Annotated in this window: 17 protein-coding genes and 1 tRNA gene; 13 read left to right on the forward strand and 5 right to left on the reverse strand. The window is 69.7% G+C overall.

Features of this window, described 5'->3' with window-relative positions; all coding sequences use genetic code 11:
- The first annotated feature begins 132 nt into the window (after positions 1-132).
- The 6 genes from topA to AB0912_RS11380 all read left to right on the forward strand — a co-directional run bounded on the left by topA (position 133) and on the right by AB0912_RS11380 (position 11919).
- Complete coding sequence (gene topA / locus AB0912_RS11355) at positions 133-2946, forward strand: type I DNA topoisomerase (protein WP_366698135.1); 2814 nt, start codon at positions 133-135, stop codon at positions 2944-2946.
- Positions 2947-3202: 256 nt separating this feature from the next.
- Positions 3203-6700 carry a dTMP kinase gene (tmk, locus tag AB0912_RS11360; protein ID WP_366698137.1) on the forward strand — a complete coding sequence of 1166 codons (3498 nt, stop codon included), beginning with the start codon at positions 3203-3205 and terminating at the stop codon, positions 6698-6700.
- Between the two features lie 363 nt (positions 6701-7063).
- Positions 7064-8269 carry a DNA polymerase III subunit delta' gene (locus AB0912_RS11365; protein ID WP_366698139.1) on the forward strand — a complete coding sequence of 402 codons (1206 nt, stop codon included), beginning with the start codon at positions 7064-7066 and terminating at the stop codon, positions 8267-8269.
- 248 nt (positions 8270-8517) lie between these two features.
- Positions 8518-10101, forward strand: coding sequence for an alpha/beta hydrolase (locus AB0912_RS11370; RefSeq protein WP_366698141.1), 1584 nt, complete (start codon positions 8518-8520; stop codon positions 10099-10101).
- A 108-nt stretch (positions 10102-10209) separates the two neighbouring features.
- A tRNA-Thr gene (locus tag AB0912_RS11375) sits at positions 10210-10283 on the forward strand.
- A 280-nt stretch (positions 10284-10563) separates the two neighbouring features.
- Complete coding sequence (locus tag AB0912_RS11380) at positions 10564-11919, forward strand: hypothetical protein (RefSeq protein ID WP_366698143.1); 1356 nt, start codon at positions 10564-10566, stop codon at positions 11917-11919.
- Between the two features lie 79 nt (positions 11920-11998).
- Here AB0912_RS11380 and AB0912_RS11385 read toward each other — a convergent pair whose 3' ends face one another.
- Positions 11999-13639, reverse strand: coding sequence for a site-specific integrase (locus tag AB0912_RS11385; protein ID WP_366698145.1), 1641 nt, complete (start codon positions 13637-13639; stop codon positions 11999-12001).
- Entirely contained in the window at positions 13636-14328 is a 693-nt protein-coding gene (locus AB0912_RS11390; protein WP_366698147.1) for a helix-turn-helix transcriptional regulator, read from the reverse strand. Before AB0912_RS11390 ends, AB0912_RS11385 begins: the two co-directional genes overlap by 4 nt.
- A gap of 93 nt (positions 14329-14421) precedes the next feature.
- Here AB0912_RS11390 and AB0912_RS11395 point away from each other — a divergent pair, with 93 nt between their 5' ends.
- The 6 genes from AB0912_RS11395 to AB0912_RS11420 all read left to right on the forward strand — a co-directional run bounded on the left by AB0912_RS11395 (position 14422) and on the right by AB0912_RS11420 (position 20713).
- Positions 14422-14652 (forward strand): hypothetical protein, encoded by a 231-nt coding sequence (locus tag AB0912_RS11395; protein WP_365569548.1) that lies wholly within the window; start codon positions 14422-14424, stop codon positions 14650-14652.
- 233 nt (positions 14653-14885) lie between these two features.
- Positions 14886-16199, forward strand: a complete 1314-nt coding sequence (locus AB0912_RS11400) for a DUF3631 domain-containing protein (protein ID WP_366698149.1) — start codon at positions 14886-14888, stop codon at positions 16197-16199.
- Between the two features lie 505 nt (positions 16200-16704).
- Positions 16705-17499: a DUF2637 domain-containing protein gene (locus AB0912_RS11405; protein WP_366698215.1), complete on the forward strand. Its 795-nt coding sequence runs from the start codon at positions 16705-16707 to the stop codon at positions 17497-17499.
- 333 nt (positions 17500-17832) lie between these two features.
- Positions 17833-18384: a MobC family plasmid mobilization relaxosome protein gene (locus AB0912_RS11410; RefSeq protein ID WP_366698151.1), complete on the forward strand. Its 552-nt coding sequence runs from the start codon at positions 17833-17835 to the stop codon at positions 18382-18384.
- Positions 18385-18395: 11 nt separating this feature from the next.
- Complete coding sequence (locus AB0912_RS11415; RefSeq protein ID WP_366698153.1) at positions 18396-20135, forward strand: mobilization protein; 1740 nt, start codon at positions 18396-18398, stop codon at positions 20133-20135.
- Between the two features lie 197 nt (positions 20136-20332).
- A complete protein-coding gene (locus AB0912_RS11420; protein WP_366698155.1) occupies positions 20333-20713 on the forward strand; it encodes a hypothetical protein in 381 nt (126 codons plus the stop codon).
- Between the two features lie 193 nt (positions 20714-20906).
- Here AB0912_RS11420 and AB0912_RS11425 read toward each other — a convergent pair whose 3' ends face one another.
- The 3 genes from AB0912_RS11425 to AB0912_RS11435 form a co-directional block, all read right to left on the reverse strand.
- Complete coding sequence (locus AB0912_RS11425) at positions 20907-21593, reverse strand: hypothetical protein (RefSeq protein WP_366698157.1); 687 nt, start codon at positions 21591-21593, stop codon at positions 20907-20909.
- A gap of 96 nt (positions 21594-21689) precedes the next feature.
- Positions 21690-22097: a hypothetical protein gene (locus AB0912_RS11430; RefSeq protein WP_366698159.1), complete on the reverse strand. Its 408-nt coding sequence runs from the start codon at positions 22095-22097 to the stop codon at positions 21690-21692.
- Between the two features lie 87 nt (positions 22098-22184).
- Complete coding sequence (locus AB0912_RS11435; RefSeq protein ID WP_366698217.1) at positions 22185-22871, reverse strand: DUF317 domain-containing protein; 687 nt, start codon at positions 22869-22871, stop codon at positions 22185-22187.
- A gap of 355 nt (positions 22872-23226) precedes the next feature.
- Between AB0912_RS11435 and AB0912_RS11440 the strand changes: the two genes are divergently transcribed.
- Positions 23227-24093 (forward strand): hypothetical protein, encoded by an 867-nt coding sequence (locus tag AB0912_RS11440; protein ID WP_366698161.1) that lies wholly within the window; start codon positions 23227-23229, stop codon positions 24091-24093.
- Positions 24094-24179: the final 86 nt, after the last annotated feature.

The following is a 24179-nucleotide window of genomic DNA, read 5'->3' on the forward strand; positions in this document are numbered from 1 at the left end:
TGGCCGTTGCGGGCTTTTCCCGTTTGACACGGGGGCGGGATGTACCGTCACACTCCGCAGCGTCAGCATGACCCGACCCCCCGGGAGCCGAGCCCCCGGGGAGCACCGCGTCGACCGGAGAGAAGAGCGAAGTTGTCCCCGACCAGCGACACCGCACACGGCGGCCGCCGACTCGTCATCGTCGAGTCGCCTGCCAAGGCGAAGACGATCAAGGGCTATCTCGGCCCCGGCTATGTCGTCGAAGCGAGCGTCGGGCACATCCGTGACCTCCCCAACGGCGCCGCGGAGGTGCCCGAGAAGTACACCGGCGAGGTCCGCCGCCTCGGCGTGGACGTCGACAACGACTTCCAGCCGATCTACGTGGTCAACGCCGACAAGAAGGCCCAGGTCAAGAAGCTCAAGGACCTGCTGAAGGACTCCGACGAACTCTTCCTCGCCACCGATGAGGACCGCGAGGGCGAGGCCATCGCGTGGCACCTCCTGGAGGTCCTGAAGCCCAAGGTCCCCGTCCACCGGATGGTCTTCCACGAGATCACCAAGGACGCGATCCGCAGCGCCGTCGCCAACCCGCGCGAGCTGAACAAGCGGATGGTCGACGCCCAGGAGACCCGGCGCATCCTCGACCGCCTCTACGGCTACGAGGTCTCGCCGGTCCTGTGGAAGAAGGTCATGCCGCGCCTGTCGGCGGGGCGGGTGCAGTCCGTGGCGACCCGGCTCGTCGTCGAGCGGGAGCGCGAGCGCATCGCCTTCCGTTCCGCCGAGTACTGGGACCTGACCGGCACCTTCGGCACCGGCCGCACTGGTGACGCCAGCGACCCGTCCACCCTCGTCGCCCGGCTGACCTCGGTCGACGGCAAGCGCGTCGCCCAGGGCCGCGACTTCGACTCGCTGGGCCAGATCAAGGGCGCGAACACGCTCCACCTGGACGAGACGAACGCCCGCGCGCTCGCCGCCGCCCTCGCGGACACGAACTTCGCGGTCCGCTCGGTCGAGTCCAAGCCGTACCGCCGCTCGCCCTACGCGCCGTTCCGTACGACGACCCTCCAGCAGGAGGCGTCGCGCAAGCTGGGCTTCGGCGCCAAGGCGACCATGCAGGTGGCCCAGAAGCTGTACGAGAACGGCTTCATCACCTATATGCGTACGGACTCCACGACCCTGTCGGACACGGCGGTCAGCGCCGCCCGCGCCCAGGTCACGCAGTTGTACGGCGCCGACTACCTGCCGGCCCAGCCGCGCACGTACGCCGGGAAGGTCAAGAACGCGCAGGAGGCGCACGAGGCGATCCGTCCCTCGGGTGATCGTTTCCGCACTCCCGCCGAGACCGGTCTGACCGGCGACCAGTTCAAGCTGTACGAGCTGATCTGGAAGCGGACCGTCGCCTCGCAGATGAAGGACGCGGTCGGCAACTCCGTCACGGTGAAGATCGCGGGCACGTCCGCCGACGGCCGGGACGCCGAGTTCAGCGCGTCCGGCAAGACGATCACGTTCCACGGCTTCCTCAAGGCGTACGTCGAGGGCGCGGACGACCCGAACGCCGAGCTGGACGACCGTGAGCGCCGGCTTCCGCAGGTCGGCGAGGGCGACCCGCTGTCCGCCGAGGAGATCACGGTCGACGGCCACGCCACCAAGCCGCCGGCCCGCTACACCGAGGCCTCGCTGGTCAAGGAGCTGGAAGAGCGCGAGATCGGCCGCCCGTCGACGTACGCGTCGATCCTCGGCACGATCCTCGACCGCGGGTACGTCTTCAAGAAGGGCACGGCCCTGGTGCCGTCCTTCCTGTCGTTCGCCGTGGTCAACCTGCTGGAGAAGCACTTCGGGCGGCTCGTCGACTACGACTTCACGGCGAAGATGGAGGACGACCTCGACCGCATCGCGCGGGGCGAGGCGCAGGCCGTGCCGTGGCTGCGGCGGTTCTACTTCGGCGAGGGCGACGCGACCGGTGCCGCCGAGGCCGGCAACGGCGACGGCGACCACCTGGGCGGCCTCAAGGAACTCGTCACCGACCTGGGAGCCATCGACGCCCGCGAGGTGTCGTCCTTCCCGGTCGGCAACGACATCGTGCTCCGCGTCGGCCGCTACGGGCCGTACGTCGAGCGCGGCGAGAAGGACTCCGAGAACCACCAGCGCGCCGACGTGCCCGAGGACCTGGCCCCGGACGAGCTGACCGTCGACCTCGCCGAGGAACTGCTCGCCAAGCCGAGCGGCGACTTCGAGCTGGGCACCGACCCGCACACCGGCCACCAGATCATCGCCAAGGACGGCCGCTACGGCCCGTACGTCACCGAGGTGCTCCCCGAGGGCACCCCGAAGACGGGCAAGAACGCCGTGAAGCCGCGGACGGCCTCGCTGTTCAAGTCGATGTCGCTCGACACGGTGACGCTGGAGGACGCCCTCAAGCTGATGTCGCTGCCGCGTGTCGTCGGCACGGACGCCGAGGGCGTCGAGATCACCGCGCAGAACGGCCGCTACGGGCCGTACCTGAAGAAGGGCACGGACTCGCGGTCGCTCACGTCCGAGGACCAGCTCTTCACCATCACGCTGGAAGAGGCGCTGGAGATCTACTCCCAGCCCAAGCAGCGGGGCCGCGCGGCCGCCAAGCCGCCGCTGAAGGAGCTGGGCGAGGACCCGGTCAGCCAGAAGCCCGTCGTGGTCAAGGACGGCCGTTTCGGCCCGTACGTGACCGACGGCGAGACCAACGCGACCCTGCGGTCCGGCGACAGCGTCGAGGAGATCACCCCGGAGCGCGGCTACGAGCTGCTCGCCGAGAAGCGCGCCAAGGGCCCGGCCAAGAAGACCGCCAAGAAGGCGCCGGCGAAGAAGGCCACCGCCAAGAAGGCACCGGCCAAGAAGACGGCCGCCAAGAAGACGACGACGGCGAAGACGGCCGCCAAGAAGGCGCCCGCCAAGAAGACCGCCGCCAAGAAGACGGCCGCTTCGGAGGGCTGACGCCGAGTAGACGGCTGCTTCTTCGGCGGGCGGATGCCGAGAGGACGGCGGCCCTTCGGCGGGCGGATGCCGAGAGGACCGCTGCTTCTTCGGTGGACTGACGTCGAGAGGTCCGCTGCTTCTTCGGTGGGCTGACGGCGAGAACACGGCTTGATCCCAGGTCAGAGCGTGTACGCCCCCGCGTCGAACGGTGCGGGGGCGTCCGTATGTTCGGGCACCCCTTCGGGGAGTCAGTGGGTCCGGATAGGCTGGCGGGATGACGCGAGCCGAGCAGCCAACGGCCCACAATCCGGCCCCCGACGACGCCCTGGTCGCGGATTCACGCGAGCGGGCCGTCCGCGCGCTGTTGCGCCAACCGCAGTTGAAGCGGTTGTGGAGCGCGCACCTGGTGGGAGGTGTGGCGGACGCTCTCGCCCTGCTTGTCCTGGTCGTCCTCGCCCTTCAGGCGGCGGTCGCCGAGGCATCCTTCGGAGGTGGCTACCGCGGCGCGGCCCTCGCCGTGGCGGCCGTCTTCGGGGCCCGCATCCTCGCGACCCTCCTCTTCGGAGCCGTACTCCTCGGGCCCCTGACCACCCTGACCTCACCGGACGGTCTCCTCGACCGGCGCTGGACCATGCTCGGAGCGGACGGCCTGCGGGCCGCGCTCCTCATCGTCGCGCCGATGTGGATCGACTGGACCCCGGACAACGCCCTCGCCGTCCTCCTCGTCATCGCCTTCGTGACCGGAGTCGCCGAGCGGTTCTGGTCGGTGTGCCGGGAGAGCGCGGCCCCCGCGCTGCTGCCCGCGCCGCCGCCGGAGGGCGCCACGGTGCGCCCGCTGCCGGACCACCTGGACGCGCTGCGGCGCCTGTCGCTGCGTACGGCGTTCATCTCGGTGCCCCTCGCGGCCGCCACCCTGGTCGTCGTCTCCCTGATCAGCAACCTGCTGGGCGCCGGGATCGACTGGTTCGACCAGCACCAGGCCGCCCTCGCCTCGTACGTCGCCGCCGGGCTCTTCGCCGCCTGCCTGTCGGTCGTCACCTTCCTCGAACTGCCCGACGTGCGCACCCCGCGCCCGCGGTCGCCACTCGAAGGCCTGCGCCGCCCGCGGACCGGCAGCGGCGTCGACAAGGGCCGCACCGGCGCGATCCCGCTCCTGGTGCCGGCCTGCGCCGCGGTCGCCGGAGCCGTCTCGGCCGCCGTCGCCGTCGCCGTACTGGAGGCCAAGGACCTGGGCGGCGGACCGGTCACCTACGGCCTGCTGGCGCTCGCCCTGACCGGCGGAGTCGTCGCCGGCATCCGTACGGCGCCCTCGCTGCTCCCGTCGCTGTCGCGGCGCCGGCTGCTCGCTCTCGCGATCGCCTTCACCGGTGTCGCGCTGCTGGCCGCGGGCCTCGTCCCGGACGTCGCCACCGTGCTGCTGATCGTCGCCCTCGCGGGCGTCGGCGCGGGCGTCGCCGCCAACACCGGGCACGCCCTGCTCGACCAGGAGACCGAGGAGTTCCGGCGCGCCCGGACCACGGAACACCTGCACGCCGTCGTACGGCTGTTCGTCGGGGCCGGCGCGATCGTGGCGCCCCTGGTGGCCGCCGGGATCGGCCCGCACCGCCTGGAGAACGGCAAGTTCGTCTTCGCGCACGGCGGTGCCGCCTTCACGCTGATGCTGGTCGGCGCGCTGCTGCTGCCCGTCGCCGCCGTGGTCCTCGCCAAGGTCGACGACCGTTCCGGGGTGCCGCTGCGCAAGGACCTGCTGGACGCGCTGCGCGGCGGTGACGACCCGGAGCAGGTGCCCACCACGAGCGGCTTCTTCATCGCCCTGGAGGGCGGCGACGGAGCGGGCAAGTCGACGCAGGCGCAGGCCCTCGCCGACTGGATCCGGGGCAAGGGACACGAGGTCGTCGTCACCCGCGAGCCGGGCGCCACGCCGGTCGGCAAGCGGCTGCGCTCGATCCTCCTCGACGTGTCGTCCGCCGGACTCTCGCACCGCGCGGAGGCGCTGCTGTACGCGGCCGACCGCGCGGAGCACGTCGACACGGTGGTGCGGCCCGCGCTGGAGCGCGGCGCCGTCGTCATCTCCGACCGCTACATCGACTCCTCCGTCGCCTACCAGGGCGCGGGGCGCGACCTGTCCCCGACGGAGATCGCCCGGATCAACCGCTGGGCGACGAACGGTCTCGTCCCGCACCTGACGGTGCTGCTCGACGTGTCGCCGGAAGCCGCCCGCGAGCGGTTCACCGAGGCGCCCGACCGGCTGGAGTCGGAGCCGCTGGAGTTCCACACGCGCGTGCGGTCCGGTTTCCTCACGCTGGCCGCCGCCGACCCCGGCCGCTATCTGGTGGTCGACGCGGCCCAGGAGCCCGAGGCCGTCACCACGGTCGTCCGGCACCGGCTCGACATGATGCTGCCCCTCTCCGAGGCCGAGGTGAAGGCCCAGGAGGAGGCGCGCAAGGCGGCCGAGGAGGAGGCCCGGCGCAAGGCTGAGGCCGAGGCCGCCCGCAAGGCCGAGGAGGAGCGCCAGGAGCGCGAGCGGCAAGAACAGCTCGCGAAGCTGCGCGCGGAGGAAGAGGAGCGCAAGCGGCGAGAGCTGGAAGAGGCACAGCGCCTTGAGGCCGAGCGCCAGGCGGAGGAGGCCCGGCAGCGCGCCGAGGAGTCCCGTCGCCGCGCCGAGGAGGAGCGGGTCCGCAAGCTGGCCGAGGAGCAGGCCCGCGCCGCCGAGCAGGAACGGCTGCGCAGCCAGGCCGAGGAGGCAGCACGCCTGCGTGCCGAGGCCGAGGAGCGCCGCCTGGAGAAGCAGCGCAAGGCCGAGGAGGCGTTGCTGCGGGCCGAGCGGGCGCGTCAGCTCGCCGCGGACGCGGCCGCCGCTTCGGCTGCCGCGTCCGCGTCGGCGGGCTCTGCGGGAGCTGCGGCGGCGAAGCCGGGGGCCGGCTTTGGCGGGGGTTCGTCGACCGGTTCCTCGACGGGCGCGGCGGCCGGTGCGCCCGCGTCGACAGGCGGGGCGGCCAGCGGGCCGACGAATGGGACGAATGGATCGGGTGATTCCGGTTCTGTCGCGGCCACGTCCCCGGATCGGGGGCGGGCCGGCGGGGCACCGGACAACGAGACGACGGTGCCCACGCCCGTAGTGCCCGACCCCGGGGCCGCGCGGCCGGCGGACCAGACGGCCGTGCTGTCGGCGGACGAGACGGCCGTACTGCCGGCGGTGCGGCCGGACGACGGTGGCACCGGACGGGACGACTCGGCGGCGCGTCCGGTGTCCCGCGCGGGAGCGCGGCGCGACGCCGAGGAGACGGCCACGCTGCCCAAGCCGCCGGCACCGGACCGCGCGGCGGACGAGACCGCGGTCCTGCCGCCTGTCGTGCCGGGTGCTGCGGATGAGACGGCGGTGCTGCCGCCGGTCCCCTCGGGTGCGGCGGACGATACGGCGGTGCTGCCTCCGGTACGGGACCGGGGTGCGGGGGCTTCGGCCGGCGCGCCCTCCGACGCGCCCGCCGACCGGATGCCCCGGGGCTTCTTCCGGGACGAGCGGCCCGTTTCCGCGCCGAAGCAGGCGCTGGATCGGGATCGGCTTCGGGATCGGGATCGGGATTCCGGGGGTTCCGTCGACCGGACGCGTGAGCTGCCCCAGGTGGACGAGACGGGCGCCCCGCGGCGCCGGCCCCGCTCGGACTGGGCCGAGGAGACCCCGCTCGACGACCTCCCGACCCTGGCGGACGAACTGCTGGGCCCGCGCGAGGACGACGACTGGGACGAGGGGCGCGGCCGGCGACGGCGGTAGGAGTCGCGGGGGAGTTGCTGAGGGCGCTGGGCATCCGTGCGTGCGGCACACGCGCGGGGGCCCGGCGCCCTTAGCGCGGGCCCGTCGGGGGGCGGGCATGTGGTGTCTGCGGGGGGAGCCGGTCCGTACGGTTGCGGGTCGGCGGAGAACGGCCCGTCGGCGCCGATGGGAAGTAACGGACCGTCGGCGCCGATAGGAGAGAGCGGGCCGCCGGAGCCGATGGGAAGAGCGGGCCGCCGGAGCCGATGGTCATCGGTCATCGGTCATCGGTTGGTCGGCGAAGAACGGACCGCCGGGGCCGATTGTCAGTGGCGACCCGCACAATGGACGACGCACGACAAACGCGACGGAAGGGCGGGCCCCATGCCTGTGTGGGACGACCTGGTGGGCCAGGAGAAGGTGAGCGAGCAGCTCGCCGCCGCTGCCCGGGACGCCGACGCCCTCGTCACGGCCGTCACCGACAGCACCCCGGTTCCCGAGGCGTCCAAGATGACGCACGCCTGGCTGTTCACCGGCCCGCCCGGCTCGGGCCGTTCCACCGCGGCACGCGCGTTCGCCGCAGCACTGCAATGCGTGAGCCCCGACCGGGCTCTCGGCGGAGTCCCCGGGTGCGGCTTCTGCGACGGCTGCCACACCAGCCTGGTCGGCACGCACGCCGACGTGGAGATCGTCCGCACCGACCTGCTCTCCATCGGCGTCAAGGAGACCCGCGAGCTGGTCCGCCGCGCCCAGCTCTCCCCGGCCGTCGGGCGCTGGCAGGTCATCGTCCTGGAGGACGCCGACCGGCTCACCGAGGGCGCGGGCAACGTCCTGCTGAAGGCCGTCGAGGAGCCGGCCCCCCGTACCGTCTGGCTCCTGTGCGCCCCGTCCATCGAGGACGTGCTGCCCACCATCCGCTCCCGCTGCCGGCTGCTCACGCTGCGCACCCCGCCGGTCGAGGCGGTCGCGGACATCCTCGTACGACGGGACGGCATCGAGCCCGACGTGGCGGCCGTGGCGGCCCGCGCGACCCAGGGGCACATCGGCCGGGCCCGCCGCCTCGCCACCGACCCGAGCGCCCGCCGCCGCCGGGAAGCCGTCCTCAAGCTCCCCACGCGGATCGACGACGTCGGGAGTTGTCTCAGGGCCGCCCAGGAGCTGATCGACACGGCTTCGGAGGACGCGAAGCAGCTCGCCGAGGAAGTCGACGTCAAGGAGACCGAGGATCTCAAGACGGCGCTCGGCGCGGCCCAGGGCGGCCGGATGCCGCGAGGTACGGCCGGTGTCATGAAGGAGCTGGAGGACCGGCAGAAGCGCCGAAGAACGCGTACGCAGCGCGACAGCCTCGACCTGGCGCTGATCGACCTCACGATGTTCTACCGCGACGTACTCGCCCTCCAGCTCGGCTCCCGCCTGGCCATCGCCAACGCGGAGGCGGGGGACACGCTGGAGCGGCTGGCCCGCGGCAGCTCACCGGAGTCGACCCTGCGCCGCATCGACGCGATCGCCGCGTGCCGCGAGGCCCTCGACCGCAACGTGGCCCCGCTGCTCGCGGTGGAGGCGATGACGATGGCGCTGCGGGCGGGCTGAGGAGGGAGCTTGCCGGGGCGGGGGCTCGGCTGGGGGCGGTGCACGCGTGTCGACCGCTCGGCCGGAGGTGTAGCCCCCGGTGTTGGTCGATGCCCGGTTGACCCCTCGACCCCAGGGCGGCCCACGTGTCGAGAGGTCACCCCCGCTGCCAGGGTGCCACCCCCGCTGCCGGGTTGACCGAGTCACTCGTACGAGCCGGACAGACGACTGAAGGTGATCAATTGATCGCGCACGGTTACGCTCGCGGGATGTACAAGAGGCGCACCTCCCGGCCGTCCCGGTCCCTCCGCGCGAGTGGCGTGCTGCTGGCCGCCGCGGCGCTGCTCATCTCCGGCTGCTCCTCCGGGAGTTCCCCGGCGACGTCCGCGAAGACGGACGCGGTGCTGACCGCGCTGCCGCGTGCCACCCCGGAGGCCCTGTCCTCGTACTACGCGCAGAAGCTGAACTGGCGTAGCTGCGGTGTCCCCGGTTTCGAGTGCGCCACGATGAAGGCGCCGCTCGACTACGCGAAGCCGGACGCCGGGGACGTACGGCTGGCGGTGTCCCGCAAGAAGGCCACCGGGCCGGGCAAGCGCCTCGGATCGCTGCTGGTCAACCCGGGCGGGCCGGGCGGATCGGCGATCGGCTACCTCCAGTCGTACGCCGGGATCGGGTACCCGGTGGACGTGCGCGCTCAGTACGACATGGTCGCGGTGGACCCGCGCGGGGTGGCGCGCAGCGAGCCGGTGGTGTGCCTCGACGGACCCGAGATGGACACGTTCACGCAGACGGACAGCACGCCGGACGACAGCCGGGAGACGGACCAACTGGTCGACGCCTACAAGAAGTTCGCGGAGGGCTGCGGGTCGCGGTCGCCCGAGCTGCTGCGGCACGTCTCCACCGTCGAGGCGGCGCGGGACATGGACATCCTGCGGGCCGTCCTCGGGGACGCGAAGCTGAACTACGTGGGGGCGTCGTACGGGACGTTCCTGGGGGCGACGTACGCGGGGCTCTACCCGGAGCGGGTGGGCCGGCTGGTGCTGGACGGCGCGCTGGACCCCTCGCTGAGCGCGCGCAAGCTCAACGAGGAGCAGACGGCGGGGTTCGAGACGGCGTTCCAGTCGTTCGCGAAGGACTGCGTGCGGCACAGCGACTGCCCGCTCGGGGACGCGGGCACGGGCCCGGACGAGGTGGGCCGGAACCTGAAAGCGTTCTTCCGGGAGCTGGACAAGACGCCGATCCCGGCGGGCGACGCGGACGGCCGCAAGCTCGGCGAGGCGCTCGCGACGACGGGGGTGATCGCGGCGATGTACGACGAGTCGGCGTGGCCACAGCTGCGCGAGGCGCTCGGCTCGGCGATGAAGGAGAAGGACGGCGCGGGCCTGCTGGCCCTCTCGGACAGCTACTACGAGCGGGACGCAGACGGCCGGTACACGAACCTGATGTTCGCCAACGCCGCGGTGAACTGTCTCGACCTGCCGGCCGCGTTCTCCACGCCGGACCAGGTGGAGGAGGCGCTGCCCTCCTTCGAGAAGGCGTCCCCGGTCTTCGGCGAGGGGCTGGCGTGGGCCTCGTTGAACTGTGCGTACTGGCCCGTGCGGAACACGGGGGAGCCTCACCGCATCGAGGCGAAGGGGGCGGCGCCGATCCTCGTCGTCGGCACCACCCGGGACCCGGCGACCCCGTACCGGTGGGCGGAGTCCCTCGCCTCCCAGCTCTCCTCCGCGACCCTCCTCACGTACGTCGGCGACGGCCACACCGCGTACGGCCGCGGCAGCGCCTGCATCGACTCCGCGATCAACCGCTACCTCCTCCAGGGAACCCCTCCGGCGAAGGGAAAGCGCTGCTCATAGCCCCGCCGCCCCCACATCCCCCGACGCCCCCGGGGGGTGTGCGGAGCACCCCTCGAAACTGTGTAGACTTACCGACGTTGCCGATCGCACCATAGCCATGGGCAGCACGCCGCCTTAGCTCAGATGGCCAGAGCAACGCACTCGTAATGCGTAGGTCTCGGGTTCGAATCCCGAAGGCGGCTCGGAATCACCCCAGGACTCACTCGCCGTGACCTGGGGTTTTTTCATGCCTGGGGCGTGCCGAGCCGTACGGCGGGGATGTCGTGGAAGTGCTTGCGTGAGCGATGCGTGAGCGGAGCGGTCCGGTGTCGCGGGACGACCACACATCCTTGAGTGACCGGACCAGCAAGTTGCGAGGTGGCAGCAGCTCGGTGAGGAGCACGCCGACGGACAGGTCGCCGGCGGCAACTGGTGCTCAAATTTCCCTCGCCGCTTCGACGCTCATGTCTCTAGCGTGGGTCCATGAGCGAGCGCGAAACGCTACTGGGTGTCCTCAAAGCGTGGCTGGATGATCTCCATCAGCGGCCACCCCAGGAGTGGTCCGCCGTAGATCTGAGCAGACGTCCGGCTTGGGGTCAGGTCCGGGCCGTGGTGGCCGGCCTCGCACCGTACTCCCGGCGTCCGGACTTGTACGGCAAGGACGGTTCGGCGCTTGACGATCGGGTCCTGATCACCCTGAGTGGCCTGGGGCAAGTGGCCGAGGCGGCAGCGACAGGGACGCCGGTGAGCCTTGAGGACCTAGCGGCGGACTTCACGGCCTTCTGTAGGGCGGCGGCACCCGAGGCGCAATCCTGGATCCTGCTGGACATCGACCTCCCATCGGGGACAGACCTGACGCTGGGGGAATACCGACTGCAGGCGGCCAGTGCCACGAGTCTGGCCGAGCTGATGCCCCTACGGTCCATGCGCCGCTTCATTCGCAGCCCGGACCTCGACCCTGACACCCTGGGCGGATCGACCTTCTTGCAGCAGCGTCTTCCGGGCCAAGCTCTCGCGCGTGGCCGCTCCTGGCTACCAGATCTTGATCAAAGACCCGAGCGTCGGCATCTTGATCCTTTGCTGGTCCTGCAGCTGTGGAACGTCGAAGAGAGCGTGCATCCCGAGGCGTACTTCCACGTCGAGCCCGGACGCCACAGCGAGATCCGCTCTGGCTCACCGCACATCGAGCCGTCCTTCGACCACGCAGGCGAAGAAGTAGGTGAGATGCATCGCGCGTTTGGATACCGCGTCCCACCGTCCGAGCTGCCCACCTTTGCTGCATTTCTGCAGGAAGTCCAAGACATGATCAGCAGTGTGCGGTCCCGTACCACCAAGAACGGTCGGCCTGCTACGACCGCCAGAGCCCTGGCTAGCGCAGCCAACCGTCTGGTGCGGGCCGCGCAGCGCACCATGGGAGGCACCTACGTCGACGAATCTGAAGCAGATGACGTGTTGCTGGACTACGTGATCGCCATGGAGGCCGTCATGGCCGCCGACGGCCGAGGCGATAGTCGCCGCCGGACAGCCCAGCGCTCGGCTGCGATGTGGACTCAGGACGAGGACCGCCTAGCCGTGTACCAAACGGTCAAGAACGCCTACACGCGACGTTCTCAATACGCCCACGGAGAAGACCAGCAGCCCATCAGCGACGATGAGCTGTTCATCGTTAGACGCACGGCCTTCGGGGTGTTTCTGCGCTGGCTCGTTCTCACATCTGATCTGAACGAGGCAGTACTGCAACGCCTCGACGAGTCGCTGGTCTCGCACCGAGAGCGCTGCCGCATCACGCAAACATTGGACACCTTCTTCACAGCAACCCCGGCAGCACCAGAGGTATGACTGAGGGGCCGTCTCCGATGGCAGGCGGGCGAAGTCGGCAGTGGGATCGGAGGCATCCACTGTGCGGGGCGCGTTCTGCCTACTCTTTGGGCTTCCGATGCTTAGCGTCCTTTTCGGCCTTGGCTTGCGCTTTCGTGTTGCCTTTCGGCTTGGCGCCTCCCTTGCCAGACTTCTTGGGCCTTACTTTCTTCGCCGCCTTGCGGGCAGCCTTCTCCGCCGCGGCCTTGCGCTGGAGCGGGACCAGCTTCGCGGTCGCCTCGGCGGCGCTCTTGCCGACCTGGGGCAGGACGCTCTGGTAGATGTCCCGCGTGATCCGGGTGTCACTGTGCCCAAGCGTGTCCGACACGATCTTGATGTCGATGTCGGCAGCCAGCATGAGAGTGGCCGCTCCATGACGCAGGTCGTGCAGCCGGATCGGCGGGAGACCGGAGGCTGCGACGAGGCGCTCGAAGAGATCGGTCACCCTGCCGGGGTGGAGCCAGGAGCCGTCCTCCTGGACGAAGACGTGGCCTGTCTCGACCCAGGCCGAGCCCCATTCCTTGCGGTCCGCTTCCTGCCGTTCCCGGTGCCGCTTCAGGACGTTGACCGTGTCGTCGTCGAGCGCGACCACGCGGTAGCCGCTGTCCGTCTTGGGATCGGATGCCTCGACCTCCCAGCCGTCCTGCACGAGCTGGGCGGAGACAGTGAGGGAGTGGGTGTCGAGGTTCGTCTCCGACCACGGCTGCCCGCACGCCTCGCCACGGCGCAGGCCGCGGAAGGCGATGAGGTGCCACATCGCGTACAGCCGGTCCTCGGCGACGAAGTCGAGGAAGGCGCCGGTCTGTTGGGGCGTCCAGACCATCACGGGCGACGGCTTCTCGCCTGTCTGCTCCCACTTGGCGACCCGCTCGTCCGTCCACACCAGCGCCTTCGGCTTGCGCACGGGGTCGATCTCGACATGGGCAGCAGGGTTGAACGTGATGATCTGCTGCCCGATGGCGTCGTTCAGGGCCGCGCGGAGGGTGGCCTTCACGTGTTGGCGCGTGGCGGGGCCGGTGACCCGGCGGAAGGGCGGCATCTCGTCGATCGCGGCCTTCATGGGCTTGCGGCGGGCGCGGTTGTCGACGCCTTTCCATGGCACGGTTGCCAACTCATCGATCGCCGCTCGCCGTTGAGCGTTCTGTTCCAAGATCTGGGCGTTGGCGTCCCGGATGTCCGTGAACATCTCGCTGAGGTGGCTGACGCGAAGCCGGTCTAGGCGCCGCTGGCCGATGCGCGGCTTGAGGTGCACGCGGATGTCGGTCTCGTAGCGGCTCAGGCCGGACTTGCGTATGCGCTTGCCCGCCAGCCACCGATCGAACCATTCGCTCACGGTCAGGCTGCCGATCAGGTCCTGGCCGGCGTTCAGCCGCCGCCTCGTCTCCTCGACCTCGGGCAGGGGAGTCTTCTCGCTGCTGACTTCCACCAGCATGGCGGCGATCAGTTCCGTGCCCTCGGGGTCGTCAGACTCGGCCAGGCCCAGGAGGGCGCGCACGTGGTCGAGGTCGGCCTGGGCGGCCTTGCGACTCTCGTAGCCACCTCGGGCGAACGACCTGCGGCTGCCGTCCTCACGCGACGGCAGCTCCTGACGTATCGAGTAGGTGCAGTGATTCCTGCCGTTGCGCTTGGGGCAGGAAGTGCCGAGCTCCTTGCCGGTCTTCGGGTCGCGGCAGGAACAGCGGCGGTAGGTGGAGCCCTTCAAAGAACAATCTCCTCGGTGGTGTCGGTGTCGGGTGGGTCGACGTCGTCGAGCGGAGAGGGCAGGTCGGGTGGGATGCCGCCGCCCTCTCGGATGGCGTCGCGGTGCCGGCGAAGCTCGCGCTTGGCGTTGGCGGCCTGGACGGTGTAGCGGGCCAAGGCACGCTCGGCTGCTTCCCGTTGGACACGGTTGGCGGCGGTCTTCACCTTCCAGCGTTCGTAGTCCTCGCTTTCCACGGCGGCCTGGGCCGAGCGGAGTTCGAGGTCGTGGGCCTGGAAGTGGTCGAGCATGTAATCGGTGGCGTCTTCAGCGGGCGAGTTTCCGGTGAACCACTGCAGGGCGTCCCAGGTCGATTGCGGTTCCTGGTAGGGGAGTTCGCGGACCTCGGTGACGTAGCCGACGGGGTAGATCAGGCTGATCGGGGACACGCGCAGGGCCTTCGCGAGGACCATGATCTCGACCAGGGGCAGGACGGCGCGACGGCCGGACTCCATGTTGGCGATCACGTTGCGGGGGATCGGATAGCCGATCTCCTCGCACCGGTCGGCCAGGTCCTGTGCACTCCATCGCAGTCCCTTCCGTCGTCTGCGGACCTCGCCGGCCACGGTGGCAGTGACGTGGTCCTCCCATTCGAGGGCGTCGACCGTGTCGTCGCCCTTCTCGTATCCATGGTCGAAACGGCGTTGTGTCATGGAGACACATTAACTTCCCTAGCGTTGATTCCATGGCCTGGAGACGAACGCGATCGCCGTGTTCGCCGAGGGCTCGTCATGGATGGAGCGCGTGTGCGCGACAACGAGATCGTCGGCCGGTCGAAGGGCATGAGCCGTGAGGAGCTGCTGGAGCTTCCCGCTGCTGTTGACCTGGAGACAGGTAACCGGGCGCTGGGGCTCGGACGAAGCAAGGGATACGAGCTGGCCAAGCGTGGCCAGTACCCGTGCAAGGTGCTGCGGCTGGGCAACGCCTACCGAGTAGTGACCGCAGACCTGCTGGCCCTGCTGGGGCTGGCCGCATGAGAGGGCATATACGTAGCAGACGCTTCTGCGCTGAGCTGACACAGAAGCGCTGGACTGTGGACGGGCGTGACCGTACTGTCCGTGGTCCCTCGCAGTGGCCGAGCGCCCGTGAGAACGGGGAGAGCCCCCGGCGGTGCAACGCCGGAGGCTCCAGGACTCCCCAGTAGTCCCATGAGAACCGACCCGGCGGCAGGGGCGTGCAAGCCCGGCGCCGCCAGAGGAGGAGTCGCCCAGTGCAACCCGAGAACCCCGAGTCCTATTCCGTCCCTGCCCAGGTGGCCTGGCCTGTAGCAGCCATCCCCGGCCAGCCCGGTGCCCACCTGCGCGCCGCGCAGGATGGCGACGCCGATACGGACCCGGACGATGGCACTGCCGCTCGTACCGCCGACGAGGCGGGTTCGCCGGGCGGGCTGGAGGCGATACCCGATGCGGAGCCGACGCTCGGCTCGAACCTGCTGGATGAACTGCGTGCACAGATCGCCCAGTTCGTGATCCCGCCCTCGCCGGAGGCGCTGGACGCGATCACCTTGTGGGTGGCGGCGACGCATCTGCAGCCCGCGTGGCAGCACGCCCCGCGCCTGGCGGTGGTCGGGCCGGCGAAGCGGTGCGGCAAGTCGCGGCTGCTGGACGTGCTGACCGAGACGGTCCACGAGCCGATGCTGACCATCAACACCACGCCGGCGGCCATCTTCCGCTCGATCAACGAGGAGGAGCCGCCGACGCTGCTGGTGGACGAGGCGGACACCATCTTCGGCCCGAAGGTGGCGGAGAAGAACGAGGAGACGCGCGGCCTGCTCAACGCCGGTCATCAGCGGGGCCGTTATGTGACCCGGGTCGTCGGCAACGACCACACTCCGCACCGGTTCGCGACCTTCGCCATGGCGGCCATCGCGGGGATCGGCGACCTGCCTGACACGGTGATGGACCGGTCGGTGGTGATCCGCATGCGGCGTCGGGCGGAGGGGGAGAAGGTCAAACCCTTCCGCTCGCGGCGGGACATCCCTGCCCTGCACGAGCTGCGCGACCGCGTTCACGCGTGGGCTCGCCCGCTGCTGGAGGAGGCCGCGAGCCTGGAGCCTGACCTGCCGGTCGAGGACCGTGCCGCCGACACCTGGGAGCCGCTGGTGATCGTCGCCGACCTGGCTGGCGGCTCCTGGCCGCGTCGGGCTCGGGTGGCGTGCGCCCGGATGGTCGCCGCCGAGGTGGCGGCCGAGGAGGACCACCCCAGCGGTGCACGGATTCTCGCTGACATCCGCCGGGTCTTCGCCGCCCAGCGCGAGGTGGACAGCCTGTCCACCGAAGATCTCCTCCACCACCTGCGCCAGGATCCCGAAAGCCCGTGGGCGGCGGAATGGGGCCGTGGCGGGCTGACAGCCCGAGAACTGGGCAGGATGCTGCGCGAGTTCGGCATCACCTCCGGCAACGTCCGCATGGCCGACCGGACCCAGCGCAAGGGCTACATGCGCAACAAGTTCCTCGACGCCTGGCGCCGGTACTGCCCCTCCGTCCACCCCGTCGACGCCGACCCCGCCCCGGGCAAAGGCTGAGCCCCACCACCGCTGGTTGCCGTACTTGCCGTCCCTGCCGTGATCTCGCAGGTCACACCACATACACGCAAGACGGCAGACGGAGCCAAGACGGCAACGCGACCATCAGCCGCATCCCTACCGCCAAGACGCCGCCCACATCCGTCTTATGCCGTCCCCCGCCGTCCTGCCGTATCACCACAGGTCACAGCCCTGCCCGTCGGGACGGAAGGCGCAACGCCGCCGTCCCGACTGGGGACAGAGGCAGCCCGCAACCGGGCTGGCAGGGGGCACACCGGGCTGGTCCGAGTCGAGACATGGCATCGGCAACGGCCGTCAGGACGGGGAGTCAAGGCGGCTGCCGTACCCGCCCTGACCTGCACTTGCAACGGCCAAGACGGCAAATACGCACCACACCACTACCTCAGGGAGTACCCCCGCTTTGCGCATCCCTTCACGCCTTCGCTCACTATGGCGCCGCCTCCGAAAGCCAGGCCGAAAGTCCACTGGAGGACAGCCAGCAGTCATCGGGCACGCCGTCGAGCAGTTCGCGCTCGCCGCAGCCGGCATCGTCATCATCATCCTGACCGCCGGAGCGTTCTGGCTCTCCTACGCGCACTTGGCCGGTATCGCCGGCCAGCACGGGCTCGGCAACTCGCCCATGCGCCGCTGGGCATGGCCCGCCACCCTGGACGCCTTCATCATCGCGGGCGAACTGCTCATGCTCCGCGCGAGCCTGCGCAGGGTCACCGACTGGTGGGCCGTCGGCGTCACCGTCATCGGGTCGGCAGGATCCATCGTGCTGAACGTCGCCGGGGCCAGCGGCACAGGCAATCCCAGGGCTGTCCCGCTCCTCGACTACGTGGTCGCCGCAGTGCCTCCGGCCGCCGCGATGGTGGCCTTCGCCGTGCTGATGCGGCAGGTCCACCAGCTCGTCGAGCACCCTGCTGACGACCCGGACGCCGGGTCCGTGCATGAGCCGGAACCACCGGTCACCCCATCCGCCCATGGCTCTGCGTCGGCTGCCGCAGCTGACGCCTTCAACGGTCAACCGCTCGGCTCTCCGGTTGAGCGGACGGAACCTCCATCCGCAGTGACAGCGACCAAGTCGAGCGGTGGCCGTCCGCCGAAAGCGACCATCGCAGAGCTCGCCGACATCGGCCGGACCTCCGCTCACCAGCACGGCAAGCTCACCCGGGGCCTGCTCCGGGAGGCCGTGAAGGACCGTGCCCTGACGATCGGCAGTGAGCGCCAGACCGAGGTGATGGAACTGCTGCGGCCGGAACTCGAAGCCGCCGGGATCGAGGTTTCCAAGCGCTGACCGCAACCTCACCGGGTGATCGGAACCCTTCCGGTCACCCGGCCACCACCCCACTCGGCACCCGCATATCCACACCTGTGGACAGACCAGTGGCCGCCCCGTCCAGTGCACCGGTCCCGTGTATCCGTCCGCCCATCCCGCCCTTCCGGAGCACCGCTCATGACGCACGACCCCCACCACCCCGATAACACCCCCAGCGAGCCGCTGCCACTGACGAAGCCCTCTACGCTGAAGGAGCGTTGGCGGCGCGCGTTCGGGCGACCTGCCCCTGGCGGAGCCAGTAGTACCCCGAGTCCGACTCAGGGCCGGTCTTCGGGGATCTCCGCCCCAGGGGTGGCGGAGACGGCCCAGCGCCAGGGGGCGCCGGACCGGGAGGTCGGGGCCGAAGGCGGCCCCGACCCGGACACACTCCACACCATGCAGCGCGAGATCCTGCGCCCCGTCCGCGCCGCCGAGACGTCCTCCGGCGAGCCCGCCGTGAAGAGCGTCCAGCCGACGATTCGCCGCTTCACCGGAGACAAACGCAAAGAGCGAATCGGCCCCCTGCGCTTCACCACCGAGCAGCTCGCCCAGCTCCAGAAGGCCACCACCGAGCACGGCTACAAGGGCGAGGGCGGCTTCGCCGCCGACGTCGTCGTAGCCTTCGTCACCGGCCGGTTCACCGCCAACCTCCCCCTGTCCGAGGACCGCCGCCGCACCCACATGTTCCGCGCCCAGGTCCTGCGCCAGCTCAACCGCATCGGCGTCAACATCAACCAGATAGCGCGCGCACTCAACAGCGACCTCACTCCACCCGACGTACGCCAGCGACTCGACGAGCTGGACCAGATGCTGTCCTCGATCGCCGAGGCCCTGCGCGAGCCCGCCGAACCGACCGAAGTCTGAGGCCCACCGCAATGATCGCCGCCATCAAAGGCCCCGGATCCAACACCCGCGGGCTGCTCGCCTACCTCTACGGTCGCGGAACGCACGACGAACACTTCGACCCGCACATCGTCGCTGGCTTCGCGATGCTCGCCATGCCCGACCCCGGCCGTGACGAGAACGCCACCCTCACCGAACTCGGCCGCTACCTCGACGAGCCCGTACGGCTGCGCAACGGCGAGTTCGGACAACCGGTCACCGACCACGTGTGGCACTGCCCCGTCCGAGCCGCCCCCGAAGACCGCTACCTCTCCGACGTCGAGTGGGGCGAGATCGCCCAGCGCATCGTGCACGCGGCCAGCATCGCGCCGGAAGGAGACGACCTGGCCTGTCGCTGGATCGCCGTACGTCACGCCGACGACCACATCCATATCCTCGCCACCACGGTCCGCGAGGACGGCCGCCGACCCAAACTCCACAACAACGGCATCCGCGTCGGCGACGAGTGCCGCAAGATCGAGAAGGACTACGGGCTCCGCCAGTTGAAGAAGGGCGACGGCACCGCCAGCCGTCGGCCGACCCAGGCCGATATGCACAAGGTGACGCGCCTTGGCTGGGAACAGACCAGCCGACAGTGGCTCGAAGACCGCATCCGCGCCGCCATCCCGCACGTCGCCGACGCCGAGGAACTACTCACGTACCTCGAAGCCGACGGCGTCGCGGTCAAGTCAAGGCGCGGCCCCTCCGGAGACCTGCTCGGCTACGCTGTCGGCCGCCCCGGCGACGTGAACGCGAAGGGCGAGCAGATCTACAAGCCGGGCGGGAAGATCGCCCCCGACCTCAGCCTGCCCAAGCTGCAGGCCCGCCTGGCGACCACGGCCGAAGAGCACCCCACCGCCCGACGCTCGCGAACCACCACCCCCTGGCACCAGGCCACCGACGCCCTCGACAGCCTCCACGCCGAGCTCACCGACGCCACCGGTGACGACGGATCCGGCAGTGACGCACGGGCTCAGGCCCACATCGCCGCGCTCGGCGAACTGATCGAAGCCACCGCACAGCACACCCCCGAGGGCCTGCGCGCCGAACTTCGAGCTGCATCAAGGGCGTTCGCTCGCGCGCAGCGCTCCCGAATCCATGCCGAAGACCGAGCGGCCAACGCGGTACGCATCGCAGCCCGCGACATCGTCCACACCGCCACTGGCCCGGACGGCAGCGCGCTCGCGGCCCTGCTCGCGGCCCTGGTCTGGGCGACGATTCTCGCCGGGCGGTGGCACGAGGCGAAGAACCACGCCCACCAGGCCAACGCCGCCCGCCGAACCCTCCACTACCTGCAGGCCGCCGCCGATCACGCCCTGGCCCCCACGCTCAGCGAACTGGCAAGCCACCGGCCGCGTGAAGAGGCCCTGCGGACCCTAGCCAGTGATGTACGTACCGCAGTCCCCGACCACGCCGAGCGAATCCTCGCGGACCAGAGCTGGCCCGCTCTCGCCGCCCTTCTCGCCGATGCCGAAGCTGGCGGCCACAAGCCGCACCAACTTCTCAAGGAGGCTGCGGAGCAACGCGAACTGGGCACCACCCGGCAGCCCGCCCGCGTCCTGATCACCCGTATCCAGCACACCAGCCGAAACCCGGTACCCAACCGCCGAGCTGAAGCGGCCCGACGGAGCTCGACCACATGGACGCAAGTGGCCGATAGCTCGGTGCCGCCCGCACATCAGCTTGCGGAGCCAGCCCCTGCACTAGGACGGGATAGCCACCCGAGGCGGTAACAGGCCACGGGCGGCGGCCCGTTGCGCCGGCGGGCCGTCGTGGCCTCAAGTGAGCGGGCAGACCCCGCTACGCGGCGATACGTGGCACGGGTGCGGGCGGATGGTAGCCGGGGATCCCCGGTTACCGAAACCGGGGATTCTCCGGACAGTTTGTGTCGCCCCACCACCCCATCTCATCTCTCGTATGGAGCACCTGCATGCCCGAAACCGAACCCCGCTTCCACGTCGTCGTCCTCCTCTGCGACACGGACTTCACGTACCGCTCGGACACGAACACCTGGTCCCACGCCAATGGCCAGCCCTTCACCAAGGAGGAGCAGACCATCGTCGGCACGGCCACCCGCGCCGAACTCCAAGAAGTCCGCGCCCAAATCGCGCGCTACCGGGAGTACCTGCGGACGAAGGGCGCAGCGTCTGAGGCACTGCAGCAGTTCCTCGCTCCGTTCATGGACCGGCTCATACGGAAGACCCTCGGCGACGCGGTCAAGATCATGACCGAGGATGACCGAGTTGAGCTCGACCGACTGCTCGGGGCTGTGGCAGACCCCCTCCGTCCGTTCGCTCCGTACGCCTTCTGACGCAGGGCGACACCGCGCGCACACCGATCTGAGGAAGGGGCCGACGGCCGGGATTCACCCCGGCCGCCGGCCCCTTTTCCCGTTGCAGATGCCCGCAGTTTTGCCGGCCTCTGCCCGCGCTGGTGTGGATCCGTGACCTCTGGGACAAGTGCCTCCAGGGTGAGGCCCATGGAGGCAGCTGCGATGTAGCTGGTCATCGCGCGTGCTGTCCCTTGTCAACGGCCTTCGCCAGGTGAGCGTCGACAAGACCGGGGCTGCCAGAGACGATCACCAGGATGTTGCCGATACGGATCGCCGTCTGCTTGACAACGCTGCGCTGTCCACCGGCGGAGTAGGTGAGCAGCTGGCTCCACTGCTCGTCGCCGAGGTCCGGCGCGGCCGACTTCGCGGTGCCCACGTCGACGACCGTGCTGCCTGACGTCACCTGGTAGGCGGGGCACGAGAGCATCGCGTCGAAGACCTTCCCGATGCCCTTGGACAGCTTCGCCGGGCTGTCGCTGTACAGCTCCTCGCTGACCTCGGAAGTGCTGCTGCTGGTGTAGGTGAAGGATGCCTTCGCCTTACGGGTGAAGGCGAGGCCGGAGCCAGTGGCTGCGTTGCTGCCGAGCTTCTCCAGCGCCGGGCAATCTAGGATGGTGACGTCGTCGTCGCGACGAGGGGTCTCGGGCTTGCGGGTGTAGCCCTCGCCGAGGTCGCTCTCGTCCAGCAGCCGCTGGTTCAGCTGGGCCGAAGACAGCGGCGCGGCTGCCGAGGGGACGCTGCCGCCCCGGTGTGCGGGTGCGGAGGAGTCGGTGGGCGCGGCGTGGCTGGCGCAGCCGGTCAGGGCGAGGACGGTGAAGACGGCGCCGAGGCCGAGGGTGGTCATGGTGGAACGGCGCATGCGAAACCCCTTGGTGATGCGAGACGGATGGTCTGACCGGGTCGGCTCTCCAGATGCCGACGAACGCGGGGGTGAGGGGAAGGGGTATTCGCGCATTCAGTGGCCGAGGTGGCGCAGCCCGTCTTCGAGGGTGGGGTGGAAGCGGTCGACTGGACCGGAGTTGCGGTTGTACCAGGCGGTGTCCAGCCGGGTCTCCTGTGCTTCGTGCCCGGCTTTGCAGCGCAGCCAGACCGAGTCGTCCCGCATGTTGAAGACGATCCAGTTCCGGTACGCACCGCAGCAGCAGGCGTGGACCTCGCCGTCGATGATCAGCGGCAGGTCCCAGCGCATCATGAAGCCCGAGACGTCCTGGCGGCACGGCGCCCGGAACTCCGGCGGCAGGAACTCCGGCACCGTAGTGGGTGCCTCCGGCCAAGGCAGGTGGGCGGTGTAAGCAAGGAGTGCTTGGCCTGCGCGCTGAGCCTCGCGGAACTCCCGGTCGGCGCGGGAACGGCGTCGGAACATGAGGTCTCCATCTCTTTCATCGGGCATGGGCGGGCACAAGGAACCGCGGAAGGTACAACGGGACGCGCTCGTCCGGTGGGCTAGTTGTCAACTGCGGCGGACGATGATGAGCCGGTCCTCCGCACTGGCAGGCAGCGAGCGACGCGGCACTGGGGCCGCCGAGGCGAGCGAGGAGGCGAACACCGCAACCAGGTCGTGCGGGACGCTGGAGCTGAAGCTCGCGCACCACAGGTACGGATCGCCGAGACCAGGCTCCGCCCATGCCTGCCAGCCCATCTGGCCAGGACGCGGATCCGAGTCCTGAACCAACGGAGGCAGCAACTCCAGCGAGATGCTGGCGGAGAAGCCGGGGTCGAAGGCGGCGGTACGCGGGCGGTCGGCGTCGCGGAACCAGCCCCGAGCACTCATCTGCTGGAGCACCACGTCCGGCCCGTCGAAGCCCTCGTCCGGCGCCACGCGGGCGTCGAGCGCGAGGAGGAAGTCCGTAACCGCCTCGTACGGCACTCCGGTGGTGAAGTACGCGTTCCAGGCCGCCATCACGGAGTCGGTGCGCGACCGGGCGCTTACCTGCCAGGCCACAGGGAGGCCGCCCAGCTCGAACGGGTAGGAGGCCAGTAGCCATTCGGCGCCACGCAGTCCGTCCGGGCTGACGTACAGCAGGGTGTTGCGTGCGGTCGGCCACACCCGCCAGTCAAGAGCGGTGAGAGGGTCACCGACCCGCTCGGCCAGAGCGCCGTCGTCACCGGCCAGGTGACGCGGGGCGACCCAGTACACCGGGTCCTGTGAGTCGGGAGGGAAGGGTTCGTCGGAGCGGCGCGAACGCAGGGGCACCTCCAAGTGATGCGAGACCAACTTCCAGCAGGGTGTTGAACGTTGACATGCTGTGACGCAGTGATCCAGTCATTCCGAGCTCTTTCCCGTCTGCCATAGGCGAACTGTCCTTTGCCATTCAAACGAGACGTTTGACAACGAATCCAGTCGCTTCGGATTCCTTGCCAGCGAGCCTGGCCGTACAGGCAGCGGGTTGCAGTTGCTGATCGTCGGCTCAGATGCTCGGGACCAGTAAGCCATCCGGCCGGTTCGGCGGATCGCGACAAGCTCGATGAGACGGGTCCGTTACCGTTCAACGGTGGCCAGGTATGCCGAGTTGACAATCAAGCTGCTGTTCGGGAGCGCATCAACGTGCGCATACCCCGGCTGCGCCGCAGAGCTGTTGTTCCGAGACCGGGGCAAGCTGACAGTGGTCGTGCAGATCGCGCATATCCGATCGGAGAAGAAGAAGGGTCCTCGGCACGACCCGTCCTACCCCAAGGAGTCGCTGCACAGCTTTGAAAACCTGCTCCTGCTCTGCGGTCAGCATCACCCTCCAGTTGACCAGCATGAATCGGTCTACACCGTCGAGGAGCTAGAGGAGTGGAAGGCGTCGCAGGTCGCTCAGACCGGCACCCAACTGTCCAGCTTCGAATCTCGGCAGGTCATCGACCAGATCCTTCAGAGGTTGGTCGAGTTGACGGAGGTTAAGGTCGCGGTCGAGTTGCGTGGCGGGCGTGGGGTGCCGAGCGGCGTGATCACCGGGCCGCTCGACTCGCTGATGGAGATGCGGTCCGATGATTTCAACGGACAGACATACATCGTCGTCCAGGTGAGCAACGTCGGCTACGTTCCGGTGACAGTGTCTACCGCCGGAGTCGAATACTCCTACCAGGCCGGAGAGAGCATCGGGCTGGAGCATCGTTTCGACATGCGTCTTGACACGGCGGGGAGCCTCGCGGCAGGGGCCTCCGGTCGGCTGCCCAATCACTCGGAATCAAACTGGTGCTGCCGTTCTGAGGCAGTGTTCAACGGGCTTCGGGAGGCGTACGGGACGTACGGCACCCTTCCCAGCTACGTCCGCCCCTTTGCTGAGCTCGGCCCTCTCGGTCGAATTCCGCCGACTAAGTGGCTGCCACTGACCGCTCTGCAGCCATACCTGCTCCCTCGCGAGAACTCTGCCTAATAGCGGTGGCTGAGGGGCAATTTGCTGCTGCCCAGGGTCCATACGTTCGTGCACGTCCTCCAGCGGCCTGCCTCCTGGTAGCCATT

Source organism: Streptomyces sp. NPDC007084, from assembly GCF_040703595.1.
Lineage (GTDB): Bacteria > Actinomycetota > Actinomycetes > Streptomycetales > Streptomycetaceae > Streptomyces.